We start from the raw sequence: 22,425 nt of genomic DNA on the forward strand, positions 1-22,425 counted from the left end.
AGATATCAGAAGAATAGGCAGGGACGGCGTGGAACGAAGGCCCCTAGACTCCGCGATCTCAAGGCTACCATTAGAAAATCTTAAGCTTCTCGAGAATGTCGGTTCGTGCTTGCGAGCTCATCGGGGATTCGGATGTGACTTGCTGCGACTGGCGACTTGTTTGCTCTACCTCGCGCGCGATCATTTTAAGAACTTCTTGCTGGACCTCTGGATCGTCGCCGAACGCAGGAAACCAACTCACGTCCGGCTCGCGGCGAAACCACGTGAGCTGGCGCTTTGCGTAATTGCGGTGTGCTTGCTGAGCCGCCAGGAGAGCAACATCTGCGGTAAGCTCGCCCCGCAAGTGCTGCGTTGCCTGACGATATCCCAACGACGCCAGAGGACGAGCGACGGGACGCGGGTCGGAGTCGTGTGTGGCATCCGGCGACTGATAGGCGGTGAGCAATCGCCGCGTCTCCTCAATCAGTCCCGCTTCGAACATTCCAGCACAACGAGTATTGATGCGCTCGTATAGCACGTTCCGTTCTGGTTCCAGACCAATGCGCAGAATGCGAAATCCCGTTAGTGGATCGCGTCCCTTGTCCCACATCACCGTAAGTCGTTCACCCGCCAGCAAGCAAACCTCAATAGCTCGAATCAGTTTAGGGGTGTCATTAGGATGAATCCTGGCTGCGGCTTCGGGATCCAGTCGCGACAAAATGCGATGCAGATGTTCGATCGTCCGCTGGTCGGCCCGGCGCCGCAGGCGAATGCGCAGCTGTTCTGAGCGGGCCGGGCCTTCGAACAGCCCTTCAAGCAAGGCCCGCAAGTAGAGTCCCGTACCCCCAACCACGATCGGTAAGCACTCCCGACTGTGGATATCCGCGATCGTCTTCCGAGCCAAACGCGCATAATCGCCGGCAGTAAACTCTTCGATGGGCGATGCTACATCGATCAAGTGGTGGCGAACCCGTTGACGCTCCGCCTTGCTTGGCTTCGCTGTTCCAATGTCGAATTCGCGGTATACCGCTACCGAGTCGCAGCTTACGATCTCGCCGCCGAATTGCTCGGCAATTCTCAGCGACAGCGCGGTCTTACCGCTTGCAGTCGGCCCAAGAATCACGACGAGGAGAGGTTCGAGGCTCATATCGAATGGTAAAGGCTGAGATTATCTCAGAAGCGATTTTGGAAGGAGCACGGCTTCAAAATCGTTGCGCCCCAGCGATCACGGTCCGCTTCGCTGCAAATTGCCGCTTTGCAGGTTGAAAGCGTACACAGTCGGCTTGTCGACGCAAAACGTCTGGTTGTACCGCGTAGTCGTTGGTGTCTTTCCGACACGAACCAGAACGCTGTCATCGCTTCCCCACCCCACTACGGAAGAGTCGTACTCGCAGTCCTTGCCCAGCACTCGCTCAAACGCGTCGGGCAGTGGCAACTCGCGCACTTTGCCGGTTGTGGAATCAAGCGCCAGAGCTGACTTCACAACATCGACGTCACGGTCGTAGCCCCACACTGCAACTTCGATCAGGAGTTGGTTTCCCGTGTGCGACCAGCCAAGGACACGTATGCCGACACCTTGATCTTCGAGCCCGGCCTTTTCATAAACAACTTTGTAGTCGCTTCCGTCTTTGGAGTAGAAGAGCTGCACCTTGTTCTTGCAAAACTGCGCATCACCCATGTCTTTCGTAGCTTCAGCGATCGCCTCGGCATAGGCAAAGCCTCCACTCGACTTTGCGGTGGGTGTCTTCGCCCGGCGCGATTGGAAGTTGCTGCGGTCCTTGCCTTCCCAGCAACTCAAGGATGCTGTGTTGTTCCCCGTTTGACACATCAGCGGCAGTGCGGAAGCAAAGAGGAAGGCGCAGTGCAGCAGTATTTTCGACGTGGAAGTGCCGACCAGATTATTCATGAACCAAAGTCTATTCAGGACTTGTGGCACCGCCGCCCTCGGCTGTGGCTCTGCTCAAAGCCAACACAGGCGAGGGCGCCTGTGCCACAAGATCCGTACTTCCCTTATTCTCCGACCTTCAGTACCGCCAAGAATGCCTCTTGCGGGATATCTACGCGACCGATGCGCTTCATACGCTTCTTGCCCTCTTTCTGTTTCTCGAGGAGTTTGCGCTTGCGCGTAATATCGCCACCATAGCATTTTGCCAGTACGTTCTTGCGAATTGCCGCAACAGTTTCGCGAGCGATGACTTTGCCGCCAATGGCGGCTTGAATCGCAACTTCAAACATCTGCCGTGGAATCAGCTCCTTCATTTTGGAGGCGAGAGCGCGTCCGCGCTCGTAAGCGCTGTCGCGGTGCACGATGATCGAAAGAGCATCAACCGGATCGCCAGAGATCAAAATATCGAGTTTCACTACCGGCGACTCCCACGTACCCGAGAGGTGATAGTCGAGTGAAGCGTATCCTCGCGAAACTGATTTCAGACGGTCATAAAAGTCGAGCACGATTTCGTTGAGAGGCAGCTCATAGGTGAGCATTACCCGATTGGAGCTCACGTATTCAAAGTTCTTTTGCTTGCCCCGCTTCTCTTCCACAAGCTTGAGAATGCCGCCAACGTACTCTTCGTTGGTCATGATCATTGCAGTGATCACTGGCTCTTCGACCTTGGCAATTTCGCTCTGGGAGATCCACTTTGATGGATTATCGACCTCCACCACCGTGCCGTCTGTCTTCGTTACGCGATAGCGCACGCTTGGCGCAGTCGTGATGAGATCGAGATTAAACTCGCGCTCCAGCCGCTCCTGGATGATCTCCATGTGCAGCAGGCCGAGGAATCCGCAGCGGAATCCGAAACCGAGCGCGGCCGAGCTTTCGGGCTCAAAGAAAAAGGATGAATCGTTCAGGCGAAGTTTTTCGAGAGCATCGCGCAAGAGCGTGTGCTCATGGGCGTCGACGGTATAGAGGCCGGCGAAGACCATCGGCTTGAGTTCTTCGAATCCTGGCAAAGCTTCGATTGCGGGATGGGCGTCCTCGGTGATGGTGTCGCCGATCTTGGGGTGCGCCACATTCTTGATGTTGGCCATCAGGAAGCCGACTTCGCCGGCTTCGAGCTGATCGATCTCTACCGGCTTCGGCGTAAGTACGCCCAACTGTTCCACGTCGAAGACTTCGCCGTTCGACCAGAGGCGGATCTTCATTCCTTTGCGCAGCGTTCCCGCGACGATTCTCGTGAGCACAATGACGCCGCGATAGGGATCGAACCAGGAATCGAAAATCAGGCCCTGCAGAGGAGCATCGGCGGGACCTTTGGGCGGAGGAAGGCGCTTCACGATGGCTTCGAGCACGTCGGGAACGCCTTCGCCGGTCTTGGCGCTAACCAGCAGAGCGTTGGAAGCATCGAGGCCAACGGCATGCTCGATCATCTCCTTGACCCGAGGAATGTCGGCGCTGGGCAGATCGATCTTGTTGATGACAGGAATGATCTCTAGTCCGTTGTGAATCGCCAGGTACGCATTAGCCAGAGTCTGGGCCTCGACCCCCTGCGAGGCATCGACGATGAGCAGGGTGCCTTCGCAGGAAGCCAGGGAGCGCGAGACTTCGTAGCTAAAGTCCACGTGGCCGGGCGTATCGATCAGGTTGAGTTGGTATAGCTTGCCGTCCTTGGCGGTGTACATCATGCGGACAGCATGAGCCTTGATGGTGATGCCGCGCTCGCGCTCGAGATCCATTGCGTCGAGCACCTGCGCCTGCATCTCGCGTTCGGTGAGGGAGCCAGTCAACTCAAGCAGGCGATCGGAAAGCGTGGATTTTCCATGATCGATATGCGCGATGATCGCGAAATTTCGGATGTACTGACGATCCATTTGCCTTCTTTGTCATTCCGAGCGGAGCGTACAATCCGCCGCCGCGGACATACGCGGAGAGAGGAATCTCTATTGACTCCATGATACTTGACGGATGCCTCGTGAGTGGTTTGGAGCACTACTGTGTAGGAATTCTTTACTGCGGCGGATACCGGGTCGGAATGACGGAGCGATGCAAAAGGCCGGCATGCTGCCGGCCTTTGTTTTTTCACAGACTCGAAACTAGCCCTTCTTGGGAGCGATGGAGTCCTTTGCAGCCTTGGCGACGCGGAACTTCACGACGGTCTTGGCTTTGATCTTAATCGGTTCGCCGGTTTGGGGGTTGCGGCCCATACGCGCCTTGCGCTCGGCCTTCACCAAACGACCAAGTCCGGGAATCACGAACACGCCGTTCTTCTTGGTTTCCTTGATGGCGGTATCAGCGAGATGCTGAAGGAATGCCGCTGCCTGTTTGTTGTTGATTTCAAGTTTCTCGGCCATGTTGCGGACGAGGGCTGTCTTGGTCATGCCTGATGCCATGAATCCTCCTTAGCGGGATTTGAGTCGAAAATTGGATTGCGAATCGAGCGTTATCTTATCGCACCGTGGCTGAGAAGAAAAGCGTTTTCGCCTGTATCCATGCGGGTTTTTGCATGATCCGTTCGATACCATGCGACTAATTGCTTCTCCGTGTCAAGAGGAAAAAGCGCATTTTTCGCGGATTTTCTGTGATTATTCAGGAAAGAATCGAGAATTTGCTCCGAATTCAGGCTGGTTGCGCGCGCCGAGGAGGGAGCTTTGAAGTTTTGCCGATCTGGCACATTTTTCTGAGCAGGTCAGTTTCGCTTGACCTGCTCAGCAACTTCCGTTGAAATCGGTGTGCGCATCTCTATCCCGCAACCGGGAGCCTAGCCCTGCCCAGCCAACTTTTCGCCAAGAAGTCCATCGACAAATTAATCGCCAACTCCGAAGAACCGGAGCATCGCCTTAAGAAGACGCTTGGTCCCTGGTCGCTAACTGCGCTTGGAATTGGCGCTGTCATCGGTTCTGGCATTTTCACTGTGATCGGGACCGCTATCGCAGGACAAAAATTCGACACGTCCTCCATCCTGAATGCTCCGCTGCTCGATTTCCTGATCCGTCACTCGGCGACTTTTGGGCGCCCAGGAGCCGGCCCTGCACTAGCGCTCTCACTTGTCCTCGTTGCGATTGTGTGCGCATTTACAGCCCTGTGCTACGCCGAGCTGGCGTCCATGATTCCCATTGCGGGAAGCGCTTACACGTACACCTACGCAACTATCGGAGAGCTAGTCGCGTGGATCATCGGCTGGGACCTAATTCTCGAGTACGCGGTCAGCAACATCGCAGTTTGCATTGGATTCTCAGCGCACTTTGTGGATTTGTTCGATTGGTTTGGGATTCACCCCACCGCAAAATGGATTACTCCCGCGTACCTTCCCGGAGGTCTGAGTGACTTGGCGGGCAACAAGATCTACGAGCCTGGGTGGCATCTGGGTTTCAATGTTCCGGCGTTCCTGATCGTGATGTTGATCACGATTGTGTTGGTGCGCGGTATTCGCGAGTCCGCCGAAACCAACAATGTAATGGTTATCTTGAAGATTTCGGCAATTCTAGCCTTTGTTATTGCGGGCGCGCATTTCATCAATCCTTCGCACTACCATCCGTTCTTCCCTAATGGATGGTCCGGAGTGCTGACCGGCGGCTCCATCATCTTTTTTACGTACATAGGATTCGATTCTGTATCGACGGCTGCGGAGGAAGCACGCAACCCCCAGCGCGATATACCGTTCGGAATTATCGCTACGCTCGTAGTCTGCACGCTGCTCTACGTTGGAGTGGCCGTCACTCTCACTGGCCTGGTGCCGTGGCAGTCTGTGATGGATGATGCCGCACCGGTCGTGAATGCGCTGAAGAAGCTTTCTTTGATGCCTGGTGGCAGCGTCCTTCGCTGGATTCGCCTGGTCGTCTTGTTCGGTGCCATGATGGGAATGATCTCTTCGATCCTGGTATTTCAGCTTGGACAGGCGCGGGTGTGGTTTTCCATGTCGCGGGATGGTCTCCTGCCAAAGCTCTTCAGCAACGTGCATCCCCGCTTTCGTACTCCGGCATTTTCGACTTGGGTGGCAGGATTCGTTGTGGGTCTTCCCGCTGGGCTGCTGGACATCGGTACGGCTTCGGACCTGTCCAACATCGGCACGCTCTTCGCATTCGCCCTGGTATCAATCGGGGTATTGATTCTGCGTTACCGCGAGCCGGAACGGCGTCGCGGGTTTCGCGCTCCGGGCGGGCCGCTGGCTCCCCTGATGAGTGTTGTTTTCTGTCTGTTACTCATGGCGGGACTGCCAATCCTGACCTGGTTGCGTTTCTTCTGCTGGCTAATCATTGGACTTGCCATCTACTTCTTCTACAGCCGCCACCGAAGCGAGTTCGCCAGTTAGCGCGCTGCTGGGCTTTGACGCATCGCAGCATGCTGCAACCTTGTCCAAATTAGCTTCGCAGAGAAACGTTTATTGAAGGGGTACGGCTTCAGCGCAGCGCAGCCGTGCCGTTAGCGCAGCCTGAACAACTGGCTTCAGCCCCCGAGGGAGTCTTTTCATTTAGTAAAGAGTCCGTCAGCTGCTAAAAGCAGCCTTTGCCCCCTGTTTGCTTTACACTTGAGATATAGGAGAAGCACAAGAAGTGGCGATTTACCTCCCTGGAACCCAGGAAGAGCAGGAACTCGCGCTCGACGACCTTACGCCTCGCGAGATCGTTTCCGAACTCGATAAGTACGTTGTTGGCCAGAACGCCGCCAAGCGCGCGGTGGCCATTGCATTGCGCAATCGTATGCGCCGGCAGAAGCTCTCGCCTGAATTGGCGGAAGAGATCATGCCGAAGAACATCATCATGATCGGCCCCACCGGCGTGGGAAAAACCGAAATCGCCCGCCGCCTGGCTCGTCTAGCGAACTCCCCATTCCTGAAGGTGGAAGCGTCGAAGTTCACCGAAGTCGGCTACGTCGGACGCGACGTGGAATCGATCGTCCGTGACCTGGTCGAGATCGCTATCGATATGGTCCGGGAAGAGCGGCTCGAAGAAGTTGAAGACAAGGCTGAACTCAACGCCGAGGAACGCCTGCTGGATCTACTGCTTCCGCCGACTCAATCTCCCGCACCGGCTGCAGGCCTTGCTTTGGGAACCGGCGACGGTGAGCGCGGTGGTGGCGACTCGCAATCGCGCACCCGCGAAAAGCTCCGTCAGCAGCTTCGTGAGGGCAAACTAGACGAACGCACTGTCGAACTCGATGTGCGCGAACGCTCGATGCCCGCTTTCGAAATCATCTCCAACCAAGGCGTTGAGGAGATGGATATCAACATCAAGGACATGCTGCCCAACATCTTCGGCCAGCGCACAAAGAAGCGCAAAATGAAGGTCAGCGAAGCCTTCGAATACCTGATCCAGGAAGAGGAGCAGCGCCTTATCGACATGGATCAGGTCACGCGGACCGCGGTCGAGCGCGTGGAACAGTCAGGCATCGTCTTTCTTGACGAGATCGACAAGATTGCCGGCCGAGAGGGCGGCCATGGTCCTGATGTCTCGCGAGAAGGTGTGCAGCGCGACATTCTGCCAATCGTCGAAGGCACGACGGTCAACACCCGTTACGGCATGGTGCGTACGGACCACATCCTCTTTATCGCCGCAGGGGCCTTCCACGTCTCCAAGCCGAGCGATCTGATTCCAGAGCTGCAAGGACGATTCCCGATTCGGGTCGAGCTGCAGTCCCTGACGATCGAGGACTTTATCAAGATTCTCACCGAGCCGAAGTCGTCGCTGGTGAAGCAGTACACAGCTTTGCTCGAGACTGAAGGTCTGAAACTCGAATTTACCCGTGATGCGCTGGATGAGATCGCGAATTTCGCCTTCAGGGTCAACGAATCGACGGAAAATATTGGTGCCCGCCGGCTGCATACGATTATGGAGCGCGTTCTTGACGAAATCAGCTTTGCCGCCCCGGAGATGGCGAAGGACCACAAAGACAAAGTTCTCGTCGACGCCGACTATGTCAGGAAGATGGTTGCGGATATCGCCAAGGACCAGGATTTGTCGCGGTACATCTTGTAGAGCTTATCCTCAAAAAAAAACACTAAGCCGCCCGATTGGGCAGCAAGCTCTTCGAGCCATTTCAAGGCCAAGAAATTATAATTTTCATAATATGAAATCAATTCGGGCCCGGAAGAATTCTTGCGAGTCATCGGAGTGAGGATGGAAAAGATAGCCTGGGACGGATTCCCTCCGCTCGACGGAAAGAGCTCGTTACTTCCGTCAGCCGCAATCGCTCGAGCTTCGAGCTACGTGTTGTAAGCTTGAATCCATGGACATGACCTGGATAACCGACCGCATTGCGGTTGGGGGAGGTATCTGGAACGAACTTAAGATGATCGAAGTGGCGGAGGCTGGCGTCACGCACGTCATCAACATGCAGATTGAGTTCGACGATCGCCATCTTGGCGTACCCCACGGAATCAATGTCCTATGGAATCCGACCGACGACGACTTTCAGTTCAAGCCGCCGGAGCTGCTACAGCGGGGAGTGGACTTCGCCCTGGACGCTCTGGAGCATCCCAATACCAAAGTGTTCATTCACTGTGCTGCGGGAGTTCACCGCGCTCCCATGATGACTCTGGCCGTCCTGCGCGCCGTGGGATGGGAGCTGAAGGAAGCCATGAAACTCATCCAAAAGCGCCGGCCGGTAGTGGATTTTGCTGACGTATACGTGCGAAGTGTGGAGGAGTTCATCAAAGGCTATACGGCGGAGCTTGCGGGCACCGAATAGACTCAGAATTCGCGGTATCATCCCTCACCGGTGATCCAGGTCAAACAACATCTGCGCCCGATGCGCGGGGGCGCCCAAAGCCACTTGATGTTTGCCGAGGATGGCCATTACTACGTCGTAAAGTTCCAAAACAATCCCCAGCACATTCGCGTCCTGGCCAATGAACTACTGGCCACACGAATTGCTGAGCGAGTTGGCTTACCGGTTCCCATTATGGAAGTTCTTGAGATTAGCTCGTGGCTGATCGAGAACACTCCTGACTTGCGAATTCGCGTGGGCTCCTCTAGCGTTCCCTGCCAACATGGCCTCGCCTTGGGCGCCCGCTTTGTTCTGGGGCCGCTGGAAGGGCAGGTCTACGACTACCTGCCCGCTTCGGCACTCGATCGCGTGCGCAATCTCGACGCTTTCGCTGGCATGCTGGCTCTCGATAAGTGGACCTGTAACGCAAACGGCCGTCAGGCGGTTTTCTGGAAGAAGACTCGCGATAAGAAGTACACGGCGACCTTCGTCGACCAGGGCTACTGCTTCAATGCCGGCGAGTGGAACTATCCTGATTCGCCACTGCGCGGCGTGTATCCGCGCAACGAGGTCTATGCCGGGGTGCGAGGATGGGATTCCTTCGAGCCCTGGCTTTCGCGCATCGAGAACATTGAGCCGAGCATTCTGTGGGAGATCGCGGAGACGGTTCCGCCGGAGTGGTACGGATCAACAGTCGACGAGCTCGAGCGTCTTGTTGAACAACTAATTGCAAGGCGAAGCCGCGTCCGCGAACTGATCGACGGCTTCCGCAACTCAAGTCGCGGAGCATTTCAGAACTGGGAAAAGCAGAGTTCTCAGGTTGCTTCGTAAGTCACGGCGCTGCATATCCCAAAAACGCCCAGCCGATGTGGGCCGGGCATTTTCATGAATTCAGTTCAACTAGCGATTCTGCTTGGAAGCTCCCCGAATCGTGAACGTCATTGCCGTCTCAGCCGGTACTACAACCTCCTCCTTACCCGTAGCGACTGCGACGCCGGTACCAGCAGCGCCGCCTGCGGCGGTTCCAATCAGGGCTCCTTTTCCTCCGCCGGCGAGGCCTCCGATCAACGCACCGGCAGCAGCTCCGCCGCCGATCTTAGTGACGTTGCTCTTGGTGTGGCTCTTGCCCTTGAAAGTGTGTGTGCCTGTGGCAACGGCTTGGCCGTTAACTTCGGCGAGCCGTATCGACAGCAGGCCAGGAGCATGGAGCCGTCCGCTGTGCTTAACGCCAGTTACCCGGCACTTAGCTGGATCGCCAACCTTGGCTAACTTATGGCCGTGCAGAACGACGTCGCGAGCCACCGAACATGGGATCGTTTTGCCGGCTCTCGCTGTCTTCGAGGACAGAGTAGCTCCGGTGCGTACCGTCACGTTGGTTCCCGCAGGCAATGTGGCCGCGCTCAACGACATCGCGAGCGCAAATACGGTTGCAAGACTGAAAGCAATTTTGCCTTTCATCTCTCTCCTCCTGAAATCGTCATCGACGCGAGTGGCAGGTCACCCTAATTGTGAGCCGAATACTGCTGCTATGGTTGCAGGTAATCTAAGACGTAAATGCCCGGAAACAGCGAACGCGTCCTGCCGCAGCGGTTTTATGCGCGTGACCCACGAATCGTAGCACGAGAGTTGCTGGGCAAAATTCTCGTCCGTACAGTGTCCGGTAGTGCGAAGAACAGACTCTCCGGCAGGATTGTGGAAGTTGAGGTCTATCTCGGTGAAGGCGATCTCGCGGCGCACTCGGCTGCCGGAAAGACCGAACGGAACCAAGTGATTTTTGGACCACCGGGCCATACGTATGTGTATTTCATTTACGGCGTGCACTATTGCCTGAATTTTTCCTGCATGCCCGAAGGACAGGCTGGCTGTGTGCTGCTGCGGGCTATTGAGCCATTGGAAGGATTAGAGCAGATGGCTGAAGCTCGTGGCTTAGATCCGGAACGTCTGCATTCCGTTTCGGGACTGAGAATGCTGACGAGTGGTCCTGGACGCGTATGTCAGGCGCTGAGAATTACGCGTCAAGGACTCAATGGGCAAGAGCTCTATAGAACAGAGTCGCCGCTCAAAATTGTTGAGGACGGTTGGCGACCGAGGGAAATTCGCGAGACCGCGCGTATCGGGATTACGAAGTCACACGACATGCCGTTGAGATATCTGATTGCGGGAAATGCCTTTGTTTCCGGTAAGAGGTAAGGTCATTTGATCATTCTCAACCAAACCCCTCCAAGACTGTCATCCCTTGCGCGTTCTTTGCGCGGGGGATCTGCTGTCTTCTGCGCTCACGAGAATTCCAGCATTCACGAACAACAGCAGATCCCCCGCTCCGCGTTGAAAAATTCGTTGAGATTATCAGTGTGGCTGCGGAGCGAGGGATGACAGTCCATGGAGAGTGTTCAGCGGAAGGAATCGACTGACAGAATCCTGACCTCATGCTTACTCTAGCGGTTATAACTGTTGCGAGCCTTCTCATCGTGGCGCTCAAGCGCCAGCTGAATCAATTGATCGATTAGTTTGGAATATTCCAATCCACTCGCCGTCCACAACTTCGGATACATGCTGATGGCGGTAAAACCAGGCATAGTGTTGATCTCATTCAAGTAGAGCTTTTCACTGGTGGGATCGAGCAGGAAATCAACCCGCGCGAGTCCCGCGCAGTCGACGGCTTTAAAGGCGTCAATTGCCATCTGCTGCACCTGCTTCGCCAATTTCTTCGAAAGCCTGGCTGGTATCAGCAGCTCCGAGCCCTCGTCGAGATACTTGGCCGCGTAGTCATAGAACTCCTTTACCGGGACGATCTCGCCGGCAACGCTGGCCTTTGGCTGGTCATTTCCCAATACGGAACACTCGATCTCGCGGGCCTTTTTCATCTTTCCTCCAACCCCCTGCTCAATGATGATCTTGCGATCGAAGCTCGCCGCCAGATCGATGGCCGGGCCGAGTTCTTTGCGGTCGTGCGCCTTCGAAATGCCCACCGAGGAGCCAAGATTGGCGGGCTTTACGAAGACCGGATACTTCAACTTCGACTCGATCTCTTTTGTAACTTTCTTCGGCTCCTTCTCCCATTGGCTGCGAAGCACGGTCACATGCTTCACGATAGGCAGTCCGGCCGCGGCAAACAGACGCTTCATCACATCTTTATCCATGCCTGCGGCGGAGCCGAGTACGCCAGCGCCGACGTAAGGGATACCGGCGAGTTCGAGAAGGCCCTGGATAGTCCCATCCTCTCCGAAGGTTCCGTGAAGCACCGGGAAGATTACGTCGACATCGATGGCCTGGTGTGCTGGACGATGTTCCGGCGCAGCTCCGCTTTCGAAAGGAATTAGCGAGTGACGCTGTCCTCCGGGCTCAGGAGGCACGATGACGGAATCGCCGCGCGCTAGAAGAGCTGCGCCGGGTGTGCTTTCAGGATCGCCCGCGCGAAGATGCCGCGGATTCTCTTGCGCTCCGTAGCCGCTCAGCAGTTTTTGCGATTCGCCTGAAGTAAGCCAGCGTCCTTCCTTGCTGATGGCGATGGGAACGACATCGTACTTAGTGCGATCGATCGCCTTGAGAACAGACGCTGCCGAGAGCAGTGAGACCTCGTGCTCGCCACTACGACCGCCGAAGAGCACGCCAATCCGGAGTTTTCTAGCCGCCATTTCCGAAATGTATCACCGACTCGCGGTCGCCGACTTGTACACCTCTCCATCCTTCATGACGAAGGTGACATTCTTAAGTGCATTCACGTCGCGCAGCGGATCTTCACTCACCGCGATTACATCTGCGTAAGCGCCCGGTGCAATCACTCCCAGCTTGCCTTGCTTGTCGAGCAACTCCGCAGCGCGGGAAGTGGCGCTTTGAATGGCCTGCATCGGAGTCATGCCGAATTCGACTTCGCGGGCGAATTCCTGTGCGATGGGTTCGTTCCAGGAGAATCCGCCGGCGTCGGTGCCGAAGGCCATCTTGACTCCCGCCTTCAAGGCTTTGTTAAACGAGGTGCCATGGACTGCGGCTCGCTTACGATCGCGGCGCCCATCATCGGTGTTCTCCGCCGCCCAGTGGGAGTAATAGACGGACATCGTCGGCACGAACCAGGTGCCTTGCTTTACCATCTGCGCGATCTGCGCGTCGGTGATCTCGAGGCCGTGCTCGATGGAATCGCATCCGCCATCGAGCGCGCGTTGCAGTCCGACGCCGTTGTAGGCGTGGCATGCGACTTTCCGGTGCCATCCGTGAGTCTCGTCTACGATTGCCTTGATCTCATCCAGAGTCAGAGTGGGCTGCGAGACGAGGCTGCCTTTGTCATCCACCCATGAACGATGGGTCATATAGACCTTGATCCAGTCCGCGCCATTGTCGAGTTGCTCGCGCGCAGCTTTGCGTGCTTCCACAGGACCGTCGATCAACTGCGCTCCTTTGGGAACGACAATCTCCGGCGCATAGCCTTCCAGCGGATATCCGCCTGTTGTCGATATCGCGCGAGTGACAACGAAGAGTCGCGGTCCAGGAATGTATCCGCCTTCGATAGCTTGCCTAATGCCAACATCACCGTATCCAGCGCCTTCGGTTTCAAGGTCTCGAAGCGTGGTGAAGCCCTCGTCGAGCGCGCGTCGACACGCCACTGTCGCGCGAGCTGCGCGGAACGACGCTGGATACTTCAGCAACTGCACATCGTATCCGCCTTCGGCGGGATCCTCGCCCTGCAGGAAGATGTGCGTGTGTGTATCGATCAGCCCCGGCAGCACCGTCGCCTGACTCAGATCGATAGTTTGCGCGTCCGAGGGAGCCTGCGCCGAACCGGCATCGCCCACGCTGACGATGCGATTGCTGCGAATCACGATTACTTGATTCTTTTTCGGCTGCGCGCTGGTTCCGTCGATGAGCGTACCGGCGCGTATGACAATCGTCTTCGCCTCAGACGTAGCATGAGTGCCCATGGTGCCGGTTGTGTTGGGAGTGGTTTGAGCAATACCTGTAACGGCGAGCAACAAGAACAGCGCTTGCAGACACTTCATCCTTTTGCCTCCGAATTTTCGGGAAGTATGGCTTCCGCTTCGATCTCAACTAGCATGCGGGGATCGAGCAGCGCCTGAATCACCAGCAGAGATGTGGCGGGACGAATATTGCTGAAGAACTCGCCATGAACCAGCGTCACCGCCTCAGCATCTTCGTGGCGCACGACGAACATGCGCGTGCGCACCACGTCCCTGAGCGAGGCCCCAGCCTTCTGTAACGCGCGTTCGATGTTGCGGATTGTCTGGCGCGCTTGAGCCGGCGCATCGCCGAGGCCAACAATCTCTCCACGTTCATTCGTCGCCGTGGTGCCGGAGAGCCAGATTTGCCGGCCAATCTTCACCGCGCGCGAATAGCCGATTACGGGCTCCCAAGGTGTACCACTTGAGTAATTAGTACGTGACATAGTTTGATGGCTCGCCATTCTAAATGCACTTCGTCTCCGCAACTCACATTTGCTCTAGCACTTCGCGGGACGATGTTGCATTCGCACTCTCGTGGTCACAGTGCTAACAAACTTTAGTACGTGAACGAATTGTTGTTGCGTCGGGAAACCTGTCGATGTAAGTAGTGTTGATATAAGCAAGTACTTCTTTGAAAGCGTCCAACCGTAGCCGCGAATCGTACTTCAGGTAACCGGCGGAACGCAGGAGGAGTGCAGGTGAACTCAGGATCGAAGGTGTTACAGGATTTTTTCGGCGTACTGGTGGCCCAGACTTTTGCCTCGACCATCGGATTGCGGGATGCTGGTCTAACCGACTACATCTCTGAAATGCTGACGAATTTCTGCCAGGCGGAGGAGCTTTACAAGATCCGCAATGCCGCCGGGCGGCCGATTTCCGATGTCGGCGAATTGCTGCTCGAGTCCGATCCCATCTTCGGCGCTGCGCCTTCCTTCGACCGCGAGCGCGCCGTCCGCAAGCACATCGGCGACTACACCCTGTTCTTCGCCGGCATGTTCCCGGACAGCATCAACCAGACCCGGCTGCGCCGTCAGCGGCTCGAGAGCCTGATTGATTTCATCAAGGCAGGTAAAGAGAGCTATTACATCGTCTCCAAGTTTGATCTGTTCGAATATGCCAATGCCGCGCCGTTATTCGGCAAACTTGCCGAACGCTTCGAAGACTGCGTCTGCGGGCTCAACATGGTGAAGAACGAGCTCGACGTGATGCAGCATCCCATCGCGAACACGACGCGCGAATTGCTCATGTAGGAGTTTGTCAGTTCACAGTAGTCAGTTGTCAGTAAAAAAAGGCGCATCGCAACCACGATCCGAGCTCTTACTGACTACTGTGAACTGACAACTGAATATTCCTCTTCACCCCAGCCGGTAAAAGCTCAACACCGCATCTCCCTGCTGCAATCGTCGAAATCTCTGCAGCGCTCCGTACCTATCCAACAGATCGGAGTGCTTGTCGTGCTCCGCAATCACCACGCTCTTGGGCGTCAGGAGTCGAGATTGAGATAGAAAGCCCAGGCTCAGTTCGTAGGCCATGTTCTCAGCGTAAGGAGGATCGACAAAGCAGAAGTCGCACACTACGGCGGCCGCATCGAGCGCACGTAGCGCTTGCATCGCGTCTCGCTCCTGAACCTCGAAGCCTTCGATGATAGATAGAGTTCGAAGGTTCGCGCGGATGGTCTTCGCGGCGCGTGCAGCACTTTCGACGAAGTACACTTGGCGCGCCCCGCGGCTCAGGGCCTCGATTCCCACGGCGCCGGAGCCTGCGAAAAGATCTAGCCATACGCTGTCGGGAATCCCTGCTGAAACAACGTTGAACAGGGTTTCGCGCAATCGGTCGGAAGTCGGACGCGTGTTCGAGCCAGAAGGAGCGACCAGCCTTCGGCTGCGATACCGCCCAGCTATCACGCGCATAGATTCATTCAATGTACAGAATTGGAGTCAATTTCTTTACAATGAAGGATTGGCTCAGAGAATACTTTTCAGATCATTGATTCGCGCTTGGTCCATCCCGGTAGGCAGGTTTTTTGGTATTGAAGTGCGTCTGCACCTCACGTTTTTCCTGCTGCTGGCCCTCCTCATAACGCAGACGACAAAGGCAGGAATGGATGCCGTTCGTGGCATCGCCTTGTTCTTTATCGTGCTGGCTGCTGTCGTGGTTCAGGAGGTGGCGCGCGCGCTTTTCACGCCGGTGAAACGGGACCGGTTACAGCGTCTTGTCCTGCTGCCGATCGGAGGAGTGGTATTGGGAGAAACCTCCGAACATGCTGGCGGCAGCAAGACTTCCGTTGCGCAAGAAGCGCGCGGAGCTCTAGCAGGACCGGCGGCTAATTTGATTGTCGCCGGAATTGCGGCGGCGTTCGTCGTTACCTTGGCTCAGCAAAAGTTGTTCGTGTTCCCCTACATCCATTCGGGACATCTCTCCCGCAGTCTGGTCTGGATTAACGTCTTGCTGGCATTGCTGAATCTCGTTCCTGCCTATCCGCTGGCGGCCGGCAGGGTATTGCGGGTTTGGCTGGCGCAGAACGCCAGCAAAGATGTTCCGAATGCTTGGGAAGAAGCCACGCGCAAGTCCGTGAGCTACGGTCAGGGCTTCGCGATGCTGCTCACGGTCATGGGCTTCATCGCGGGAAACATCTGGGCGATGCTTATCGGTTTCTGTGTCTTCATCGCCGCTCATCTTGAAGACCGCAGCCTGTTGTTCCAGTCGGTAGTCTCCAGCGTGCGCATGGAGGAGATCATGCTCACCGACTTTGCTGTGCTCTCCCCCGCGGACACCCTGCAGGACGCCCTCGAGAAAGCGCTACACACGCTCCAGGACGACTTTCCCGTCGTGCGCAGCGGCGATCTCGTAGGCACGATTACGCGACAAAAGATCCTCGACGCCATCCGGTCAGAGGGGAACGGTTACGTACAGTCCGTAATGAACCGCGTGCTCGAAGTCTGCCAGAAGGGCGAGTCACTGGCGACTGCCTTTCGCAAAATCACAATCCGCGGATTGACCATGATTCCGGTAGTCGATCAGCAGAAGCTAGTCGGCATCGTGACACTCCAGAACCTCAGTCACAATATGGGACTGCTGGCCGAAACCCGTCGGCTAAAGAAGCTAGATGAAGATTAGAAGCAAAAGCAACGGCAAAGGCTCACGCAGATTCACGCGGATTTAACGGATAAACGCGGATTCTTTGAGAGAAAAAAAGGCAATGCGTCTAAGCCGTACCACGAAACACCTGTAACAACTCCGCGTGCATCCCTCAAATCTGCGTCTATCTGCGTGAGATTTTGCCGTTGTTTTTGATTCTGCCTTCCGTAGAGAACCAGGAAAGTCCACTTGCTAGACTGAACTCATGCCGACCCGACCCACATGGGCCGAAGTCTCGCTCCCAACTCTCGTCACCAACTACAAGCTGATCCGTGATTTCGTTGCTCCGCACGCGGCCGTCTGCGCCGTTGTGAAGTGCGATGCCTATGGACACGGCGGCGTTGAGTGCGCGCGTGCCTTGGAGGCCGCTGGCGCCTCGTGGTTCGGAGTCACATCTGCCGATGAAGGAATTGAGCTGCGTCGCGCAGGCATCGCCGGACGCATCCTTCTCATGAGCGGAATCTGGCGAGGTGAAGGTGAAGCGGTGGTTGAGCACAGCCTCACGCCAGCGGTGTGGAGCGCCGAACAGATTTCCGAGTTGAATAGGGCCGCAGACAAATTACGCAAAGATCGATTCCCGGTGCACATCGAAGTCGATACGGGAATGGCCCGCCAAGGCGTTTCCGCTGCGAATCTGGGATATGTCCTGGAGGCTGCGCGCAAGGCGAAATCAATCTGCATTGAAGGATTGCATTCGCACCTTGCATCGGCGGAGGTGGTCGATGCGCCCGACGTCGAGGCTCAACTCACCGCATACCAGCGTGCCCTTGAACAACTCGCAGCAGCGCATATCCGGCCTGCATGTTTACACCTTGCGAACAGCGCGGCCGTCGTTGCTCGCAAGGAGTCATGGCACGGCCTACGTGATTCAACCGCGTTGGTTCGGCCGGGTATCTCTCTGTATGGCTATTACCTGCCGTTCGTTACCGCACTTGGAGTAGCTGCAGAGACGCAGCAACCGCGAGTGAAGCCGGTGCTCTCCTGGAAGACTCGCATCATCGACATCCGAGACATCGAGGCAGGCCAGGGAGTCGGATATAACCTTACCTCCGTAGCCAAGGCTCCCTCGCGCATCGCCACGCTGGCGGTTGGATATGGGGATGGCTTGAGCCGCGCTCTTTCAAACCGCGGACAAGTTCTGATACGTGGCGACTTCGCGCCAATCGTGGGGAAGGTTTCCATGGATGTGACCACGGTCGACATAACCAAAATTTCCGGAGCTCAGATCGGCGATGAAGTCGTGCTGATCGGCGAGCAGAATGGGCGAAGGATCACGGCCGCAGACTTAGCAGCAGGCACTCAAACCATCGCCTACGAAGTTCTGTGCAATATCGGCAAGCGAGTTCCGAGAAGGTATGTATAGAGTTCCTTGAGAGGCGAACACGAAAGTCACGAAGGCAAAAGAAGGGGTCACAAAGAACGTGGTTGTTTCTTCGTGACCTTCGCAGTTGCCTTCGTGACCTTCGTGTTCGCCTCTCTTCTATTCTCAAGATGATAGTTAGACTGAAAAAAATCGCGAGCCCGAAGGCTCGCGATTTTCAGCACGTCTACAACTATTTTCCGCGTTTATCTTTTCTCAGATCCTTGCGGTCACGATGGATGTCTCTCTTGTCCGCACGCACGTCCTTGCGATCGTGACGGACATCTCGGTAATCGCTCCGCACATCTTTGCGATCGCTGTGGATGTCGGCACGGTCATGGTTGATGTCAGCCTGATCGTGGCGAACGTCGCGCTTGTCGCCAGTGATTTCCTTGTTGTCTCCTCTGACTTCACTGCGATCCTTCGCGATTCTCGCTTTGTCCTTGGCTAGATCGTCGGTATCGCCGTTCTTCAGATCCCTGCGGTACTTGGCTTGGGCCTTGTCCAGCTGGGCCTCGTTCTTGTTGCGGTCGCGGCGATCTGCGTTCAGTTCGCGAACATCCTGATTGCGGTCTCGCCGGTCATTCGTAATGTCTTTCTGGTCTTGCCGCAGGTCCTTGCGGTCGCCGCGGATGTCCTGTTTGTCGTTTGCGATATCACGGCGATCGTGGCGAAGATCGCGCTTATCTTTGCGCAAATCGCGACGGTCGCTGTTGATATCAGATTGGTTAGCTGGGGTGGGAGTCGTTGCTGAAGTGCCGGTGGATTGTGCGCTTGCAGCACCGCCGAACATGAGCAGGCTAGCCAGGATGCTCGCGGCCGCTGCTTCTAATCTAAAGTTACGCATGTCTCTCCTCGAAGAGCTCAACCTCTGCTGAACTCTACTTGTGAGTGAAACGCGCCGCCAGTGTGAAAGTTGCGTCCGCCTGGCACGAATGTACGATGTACTTTGAGTTACGACGCTGGAGCTGCAGAACCTATGAAGAAGGCTTTTATTGCCATTGGGTTAACGCTGCTGGTTTCTCCGATTCTTCTCGCCAAAGATCGAGGCATCGATACCGCCCACAGCAAGATCACGATCCATGTGGGAAAGAGCGGACTCTTTTCCGCTGCCGGACACGAGCATGAGGTCAGCGCACCGATTGCCGAAGGTGCGATCGACGACTCCGGCGATGGCCACATTTGGTTTCGCGTAGAGGCGGCGAAGCTGCAAGTCCTTCCCGAAAAGGATCAGGCGGCTGTCCAGAAGGACATGCAGGAGAAAGTCCTGGAGAGCACGAAGTTTCCCGAGATTCGATTCGAGTCGGTAATGGTTAAGAAGCTCGAGGACGGTAAGTGGCACGTGACTGGCAACTTGAGACTTCACGGACACGTGAATCCCGTAACCGCAGAAGTGCGCCTGGAACTTTATGACCGCGCAGGGCAAACATATTCGGGCCAGGCGACCGTCAAGCAATCCCAATTTGGCATTAAGCCTGTGAGCGCGGCAGGTGGGACCGTGAAGGTGAAGGATGAGCTCAAGATAGATTTCGTGATTGTGCCGGCGAGATAGCGAACGTGGATCCGGGCGACCTCACCCGGGTGTTGGTCTTGAATGCCAACCAGGAATTCTTGGCTGCCAGCAGAGCCATAACGTCAAAACCCGGCCGGGGCGGCCGGATCCACGTTAACGCTTACCGCGTGCTAACCTGATTGTGCCTACCATCAGCCGGGATGGCGGAACTGGCAGACGCAGCGGACTCAAAATCCGCCGAGGTTTACCCCTCGTGGGGGTTCGACCCCCCCTCCCGGCACCAAGCAAGTGATACACTCCCCACCCTGATTCGGGGAGTCTCTTATGCCCTCTCCTAAGACTAAGAAAGCCTCGACCTTCAAGTTGTCGAAGCTAATCGGCTTCGCGATCACCACTCAGCCAGAAAAGGCAAAGGCCTTCTATAGCAAGACCCTGGGCTTTCGTTTTGTGAAGGATGACGGATTCGCCCTCGTATTCGATGCCCACGGAACGATGTTGCGGATCAGCAAACTCAAACAGTTCACGCCGGCACAGTTCACCATCTTGGGATGGGAAGTGGAGGATATTGAATCGGCTGTTGCCGAACTCGTCCGGCGAGGGGTCGCCTTCGAACGATATCCGGGAATGCCGCAGGACAAGAACGCGATCTGTACTTTTCCGGGCGAGGCTCGCGTTGCCTGGTTCAAGGATCCGGACGGAAACGTTTTGTCGCTCTCACAGCACAATAAGTAAAAAGCGCAGCAGGTTGTTTTTAACCTTGTGGCACAGCCGCCCTCGGCTGCGGCTCTGCCCTAAAAGCAGTCTCCAATTGCGTTATCCTGAACGTTTACCGCCCAAAGGCTAGGTCGCATTCTTATGCCCGAAGTTGCTCAAGATTCTCAAACCCTGAAGATCACTCTGCCCGACGGATCCTCGCGCGAACTCCCTCGCGGCACCACCGCATACGATGTCGCCAAATCAATCTCTCCGCGCTTGGCTGATGCAGCTCTCGCCGCCAAGGTGAACGGCAAAGTTGTCGATCTGAACCGGCCGATTGAAGAGGACGCTGAAGTGCGGATTCTGACGGAGAAAGATCCCGAGTCGCTCGAAGTATTTCGCCATTCCTCGGCTCATGTCTTGGCCACCGCCGTTACTGAGTTGTTTCCTGAGACGAAGCTTGGTCACGGCCCCCCGACTGAATCCGGCTTTTTCTACGACTTCTACCGTCCAACGCCATTCACTCCCGAGGACCTGCAGCGAATCGAGCAGCGCATGCAGGATGTGGTGGAGCGCGATGAGAAATTTGTCCGCGAGTACGTGCCGCGAGACAAGGCGATTCATCAGTACGAAGCGGAGAACGACTGGATGAAAGTTCACTTCATCCAGAAGCACACCGAGGGCGAGAACCAGGTTTCGTTCTATCGCAACGGCAAGTTCGTCGACTTCTGCCGCGGGCCTCACATTCCCAGTACGGGAAGGATCAAGGCTTTCAAGCTGCTGAACCTGGCTGGAGCTTATTGGCTCAACGACGAGAAGAACCCGCAACTGCAGCGGATCTATGGAACCTCCTTTTACGCGAAGAAAGATCTCGAGCAGTATCTCAACGCGATCGAGGAAGCGAAGAAGCGCGATCATCGCGTGCTGGGACAGCAGCTCGATCTCTTTTCCATTCAGGAGCTGGCTGGACCGGGCCTGATCTTCTGGCATCCGAAAGGCGGCATCATCCGCAAGGAGATGGAAGACTGGATGCGCGCGGAGTACCTGAAGCGCGGCTACTCGCTGGTATACACGCCGCACGTGATGCGTGTCGATCTCTGGAAGACCAGCGGTCACCAGGGCTATTACGCACAGAACATGTTCACGCCGATGGAACTCGATGACGCCGAGTATCAGCTCAAGCCAATGAATTGCCCGGGACACGTCCTGATCTACCAGAACACGCTGCGCTCCTATCGTGATTTGCCGGTGCGCCTCGGTGAACTGGGCTCGGTATACCGCTACGAGCGTTCCGGAGTGATGCACGGTCTGCTGCGGGTGCGTGGCTTCACGCAGGATGATGCGCACATCTTCTGCACGCCCGAGCAGATCGAAGACGAGATCGTGGGCTGCATCGATTTTGCGTTGACGGTACTCAACACCTACGGCTTCGACAAATACGAAGTCGAACTCTCGATCTGGGATCCGAACGACACCAGTAAGTACATCGGATCGAAAGAAAACTGGGAGCGCGCAATTGCCTCGCTGGAAAAAGCAATGCAGCGCCGCAACATCCCTTACAAGACGATTCCCGGAGAGGCTGCATTCTACGGCCCGAAGATCGACGTAAAGCTGGTGGACGCCATCGGCCGCCTCTGGCAGCTCTCGACCGTGCAGTTCGACTTCACACTTCCCGAACGCTTTAAGCTCGAATACGTAGCCGAAGACGGCTCCCGCAAGCAGCCACTGATGGTCCATCGCGCACTCTACGGTTCGATCGAGCGCTTCTTCGGAGTGCTGATCGAACACTACGCCGGCAATTTCCCGGTTTGGCTCTCGCCGACGCAGGTAGTGATGATCCCAATTTCCGAGCGCCACGCTTCCTACGCCGAGCAAGTGGCTGAGAAGCTCAAGGCAGCCGGAGTACGTGTTCACGTCGATGCCCGCAACGAAAAGATGAACGCCAAAATCCGCGAACACACGTTGCAGAAGGTGCCGTTCCTGCTCGTGGTAGGTGATAAGGAGGCTGAAGCTGGAGAGGTTAGCGTGCGGGTTCGGGGCAAGGGCGATGAGGGCAAGGTGGGCGTTGATGCTTTCGTGGCTCGTGTACGGAGCCTGATAGGATCGCGGGCTTCGAGCTTGGGGTGAGGCCGGGGAACGGCGAACA

21 protein-coding genes and 1 tRNA gene are annotated in these 22,425 nt (G+C 56.2%); 12 read left to right on the forward strand and 10 right to left on the reverse strand.

Features of this window, described 5'->3' with window-relative positions:
- Nucleotides 1-70: 70 nt before the first annotated feature.
- From miaA to VNX88_01345, 4 genes are all read right to left on the reverse strand, one after another.
- Nucleotides 71-1,126: a tRNA (adenosine(37)-N6)-dimethylallyltransferase MiaA gene (gene miaA / locus VNX88_01330; protein ID HWY67270.1), complete on the reverse strand. Its 1,056-nt coding sequence runs from the start codon at nt 1,124-1,126 to the stop codon at nt 71-73.
- 78 nt (nt 1,127-1,204) lie between these two features.
- Nucleotides 1,205-1,885 carry a hypothetical protein gene (locus VNX88_01335; GenBank protein ID HWY67271.1) on the reverse strand — a complete coding sequence of 227 codons (681 nt, stop codon included), beginning with the start codon at nt 1,883-1,885 and terminating at the stop codon, nt 1,205-1,207.
- A 104-nt stretch (nt 1,886-1,989) separates the two neighbouring features.
- Nucleotides 1,990-3,789 carry a translation elongation factor 4 gene (gene lepA / locus VNX88_01340; protein HWY67272.1) on the reverse strand — a complete coding sequence of 600 codons (1,800 nt, stop codon included), beginning with the start codon at nt 3,787-3,789 and terminating at the stop codon, nt 1,990-1,992.
- Nucleotides 3,790-4,011: 222 nt separating this feature from the next.
- Nucleotides 4,012-4,308 (reverse strand): HU family DNA-binding protein, encoded by a 297-nt coding sequence (locus tag VNX88_01345; protein HWY67273.1) that lies wholly within the window; start codon nt 4,306-4,308, stop codon nt 4,012-4,014.
- Between the two features lie 416 nt (nt 4,309-4,724).
- Here VNX88_01345 and VNX88_01350 point away from each other — a divergent pair, with 416 nt between their 5' ends.
- The 4 genes from VNX88_01350 (at nt 4,725) to VNX88_01365 (ending at nt 9,451) form a co-directional block, all read left to right on the forward strand.
- The gene (locus tag VNX88_01350) at nt 4,725-6,227 is read left to right on the forward strand and encodes an amino acid permease (protein ID HWY67274.1); all 1,503 of its coding nucleotides are present in this window, start codon (nt 4,725-4,727) and stop codon (nt 6,225-6,227) included.
- A gap of 241 nt (nt 6,228-6,468) precedes the next feature.
- A complete protein-coding gene (gene hslU / locus VNX88_01355; protein HWY67275.1) occupies nt 6,469-7,890 on the forward strand; it encodes an ATP-dependent protease ATPase subunit HslU in 1,422 nt (473 codons plus the stop codon).
- 256 nt (nt 7,891-8,146) lie between these two features.
- Nucleotides 8,147-8,602 carry a dual specificity protein phosphatase gene (locus VNX88_01360; GenBank protein ID HWY67276.1) on the forward strand — a complete coding sequence of 152 codons (456 nt, stop codon included), beginning with the start codon at nt 8,147-8,149 and terminating at the stop codon, nt 8,600-8,602.
- 60 nt (nt 8,603-8,662) lie between these two features.
- A complete protein-coding gene (locus tag VNX88_01365) occupies nt 8,663-9,451 on the forward strand; it encodes a HipA family kinase (protein ID HWY67277.1) in 789 nt (262 codons plus the stop codon).
- Between the two features lie 69 nt (nt 9,452-9,520).
- Here VNX88_01365 and VNX88_01370 read toward each other — a convergent pair whose 3' ends face one another.
- The gene (locus VNX88_01370; GenBank protein HWY67278.1) at nt 9,521-10,078 is read right to left on the reverse strand and encodes a hypothetical protein; all 558 of its coding nucleotides are present in this window, start codon (nt 10,076-10,078) and stop codon (nt 9,521-9,523) included.
- 96 nt (nt 10,079-10,174) lie between these two features.
- On the opposite strand from VNX88_01370, the gene VNX88_01375 reads away from it, so the two are divergent.
- Entirely contained in the window at nt 10,175-10,810 is a 636-nt protein-coding gene (locus tag VNX88_01375; GenBank protein ID HWY67279.1) for a DNA-3-methyladenine glycosylase, read from the forward strand.
- 245 nt (nt 10,811-11,055) lie between these two features.
- On the opposite strand, the gene VNX88_01380 is transcribed toward VNX88_01375, so the two are convergent.
- Genes VNX88_01380 through VNX88_01390 form a run of 3 tightly spaced genes read right to left on the reverse strand, consistent with a single transcriptional unit; the run spans nt 11,056 to nt 14,015 of the window.
- A complete protein-coding gene (locus VNX88_01380; GenBank protein ID HWY67280.1) occupies nt 11,056-12,255 on the reverse strand; it encodes a D-alanine--D-alanine ligase family protein in 1,200 nt (399 codons plus the stop codon).
- Between the two features lie 12 nt (nt 12,256-12,267).
- On the reverse strand, nt 12,268-13,611 hold the full coding sequence (locus VNX88_01385) for an amidohydrolase family protein (protein HWY67281.1): 1,344 nt from the start codon (nt 13,609-13,611) through the stop codon (nt 12,268-12,270).
- Nucleotides 13,608-14,015 (reverse strand): RidA family protein, encoded by a 408-nt coding sequence (locus VNX88_01390; GenBank protein ID HWY67282.1) that lies wholly within the window; start codon nt 14,013-14,015, stop codon nt 13,608-13,610. Before VNX88_01390 ends, VNX88_01385 begins: the two co-directional genes overlap by 4 nt.
- Nucleotides 14,016-14,270: 255 nt before the next feature.
- On the opposite strand from VNX88_01390, the gene VNX88_01395 reads away from it, so the two are divergent.
- Nucleotides 14,271-14,822: a hypothetical protein gene (locus tag VNX88_01395; GenBank protein HWY67283.1), complete on the forward strand. Its 552-nt coding sequence runs from the start codon at nt 14,271-14,273 to the stop codon at nt 14,820-14,822.
- 105 nt (nt 14,823-14,927) lie between these two features.
- Here VNX88_01395 and rsmD read toward each other — a convergent pair whose 3' ends face one another.
- A complete protein-coding gene (rsmD, locus tag VNX88_01400; GenBank protein HWY67284.1) occupies nt 14,928-15,482 on the reverse strand; it encodes a 16S rRNA (guanine(966)-N(2))-methyltransferase RsmD in 555 nt (184 codons plus the stop codon).
- Nucleotides 15,483-15,558: 76 nt separating this feature from the next.
- On the opposite strand from rsmD, the gene VNX88_01405 reads away from it, so the two are divergent.
- A complete protein-coding gene (locus tag VNX88_01405; protein ID HWY67285.1) occupies nt 15,559-16,689 on the forward strand; it encodes a CBS domain-containing protein in 1,131 nt (376 codons plus the stop codon).
- Nucleotides 16,690-16,915: 226 nt separating this feature from the next.
- Nucleotides 16,916-18,073 (forward strand): alanine racemase, encoded by a 1,158-nt coding sequence (gene alr, locus VNX88_01410; GenBank protein HWY67286.1) that lies wholly within the window; start codon nt 16,916-16,918, stop codon nt 18,071-18,073.
- A gap of 190 nt (nt 18,074-18,263) precedes the next feature.
- Here the strand turns inward: alr and VNX88_01415 are convergent, their stop codons facing one another.
- A complete protein-coding gene (locus tag VNX88_01415; GenBank protein ID HWY67287.1) occupies nt 18,264-18,917 on the reverse strand; it encodes a hypothetical protein in 654 nt (217 codons plus the stop codon).
- Between the two features lie 132 nt (nt 18,918-19,049).
- Between VNX88_01415 and VNX88_01420 the strand changes: the two genes are divergently transcribed.
- From VNX88_01420 to thrS, 4 genes are all read left to right on the forward strand, one after another.
- Nucleotides 19,050-19,622 (forward strand): YceI family protein, encoded by a 573-nt coding sequence (locus tag VNX88_01420; GenBank protein ID HWY67288.1) that lies wholly within the window; start codon nt 19,050-19,052, stop codon nt 19,620-19,622.
- A gap of 155 nt (nt 19,623-19,777) precedes the next feature.
- Nucleotides 19,778-19,866 (forward strand) — tRNA-Leu (locus VNX88_01425).
- 41 nt (nt 19,867-19,907) lie between these two features.
- Nucleotides 19,908-20,315: a VOC family protein gene (locus tag VNX88_01430; protein ID HWY67289.1), complete on the forward strand. Its 408-nt coding sequence runs from the start codon at nt 19,908-19,910 to the stop codon at nt 20,313-20,315.
- A 123-nt stretch (nt 20,316-20,438) separates the two neighbouring features.
- Nucleotides 20,439-22,406, forward strand: coding sequence for a threonine--tRNA ligase (thrS, locus tag VNX88_01435; protein ID HWY67290.1), 1,968 nt, complete (start codon nt 20,439-20,441; stop codon nt 22,404-22,406).
- Nucleotides 22,407-22,425 lie beyond the last annotated feature (19 nt).

This window comes from Terriglobales bacterium (assembly GCA_035567895.1).
GTDB lineage: Bacteria > Acidobacteriota > Terriglobia > Terriglobales > Acidobacteriaceae > Gp1-AA112.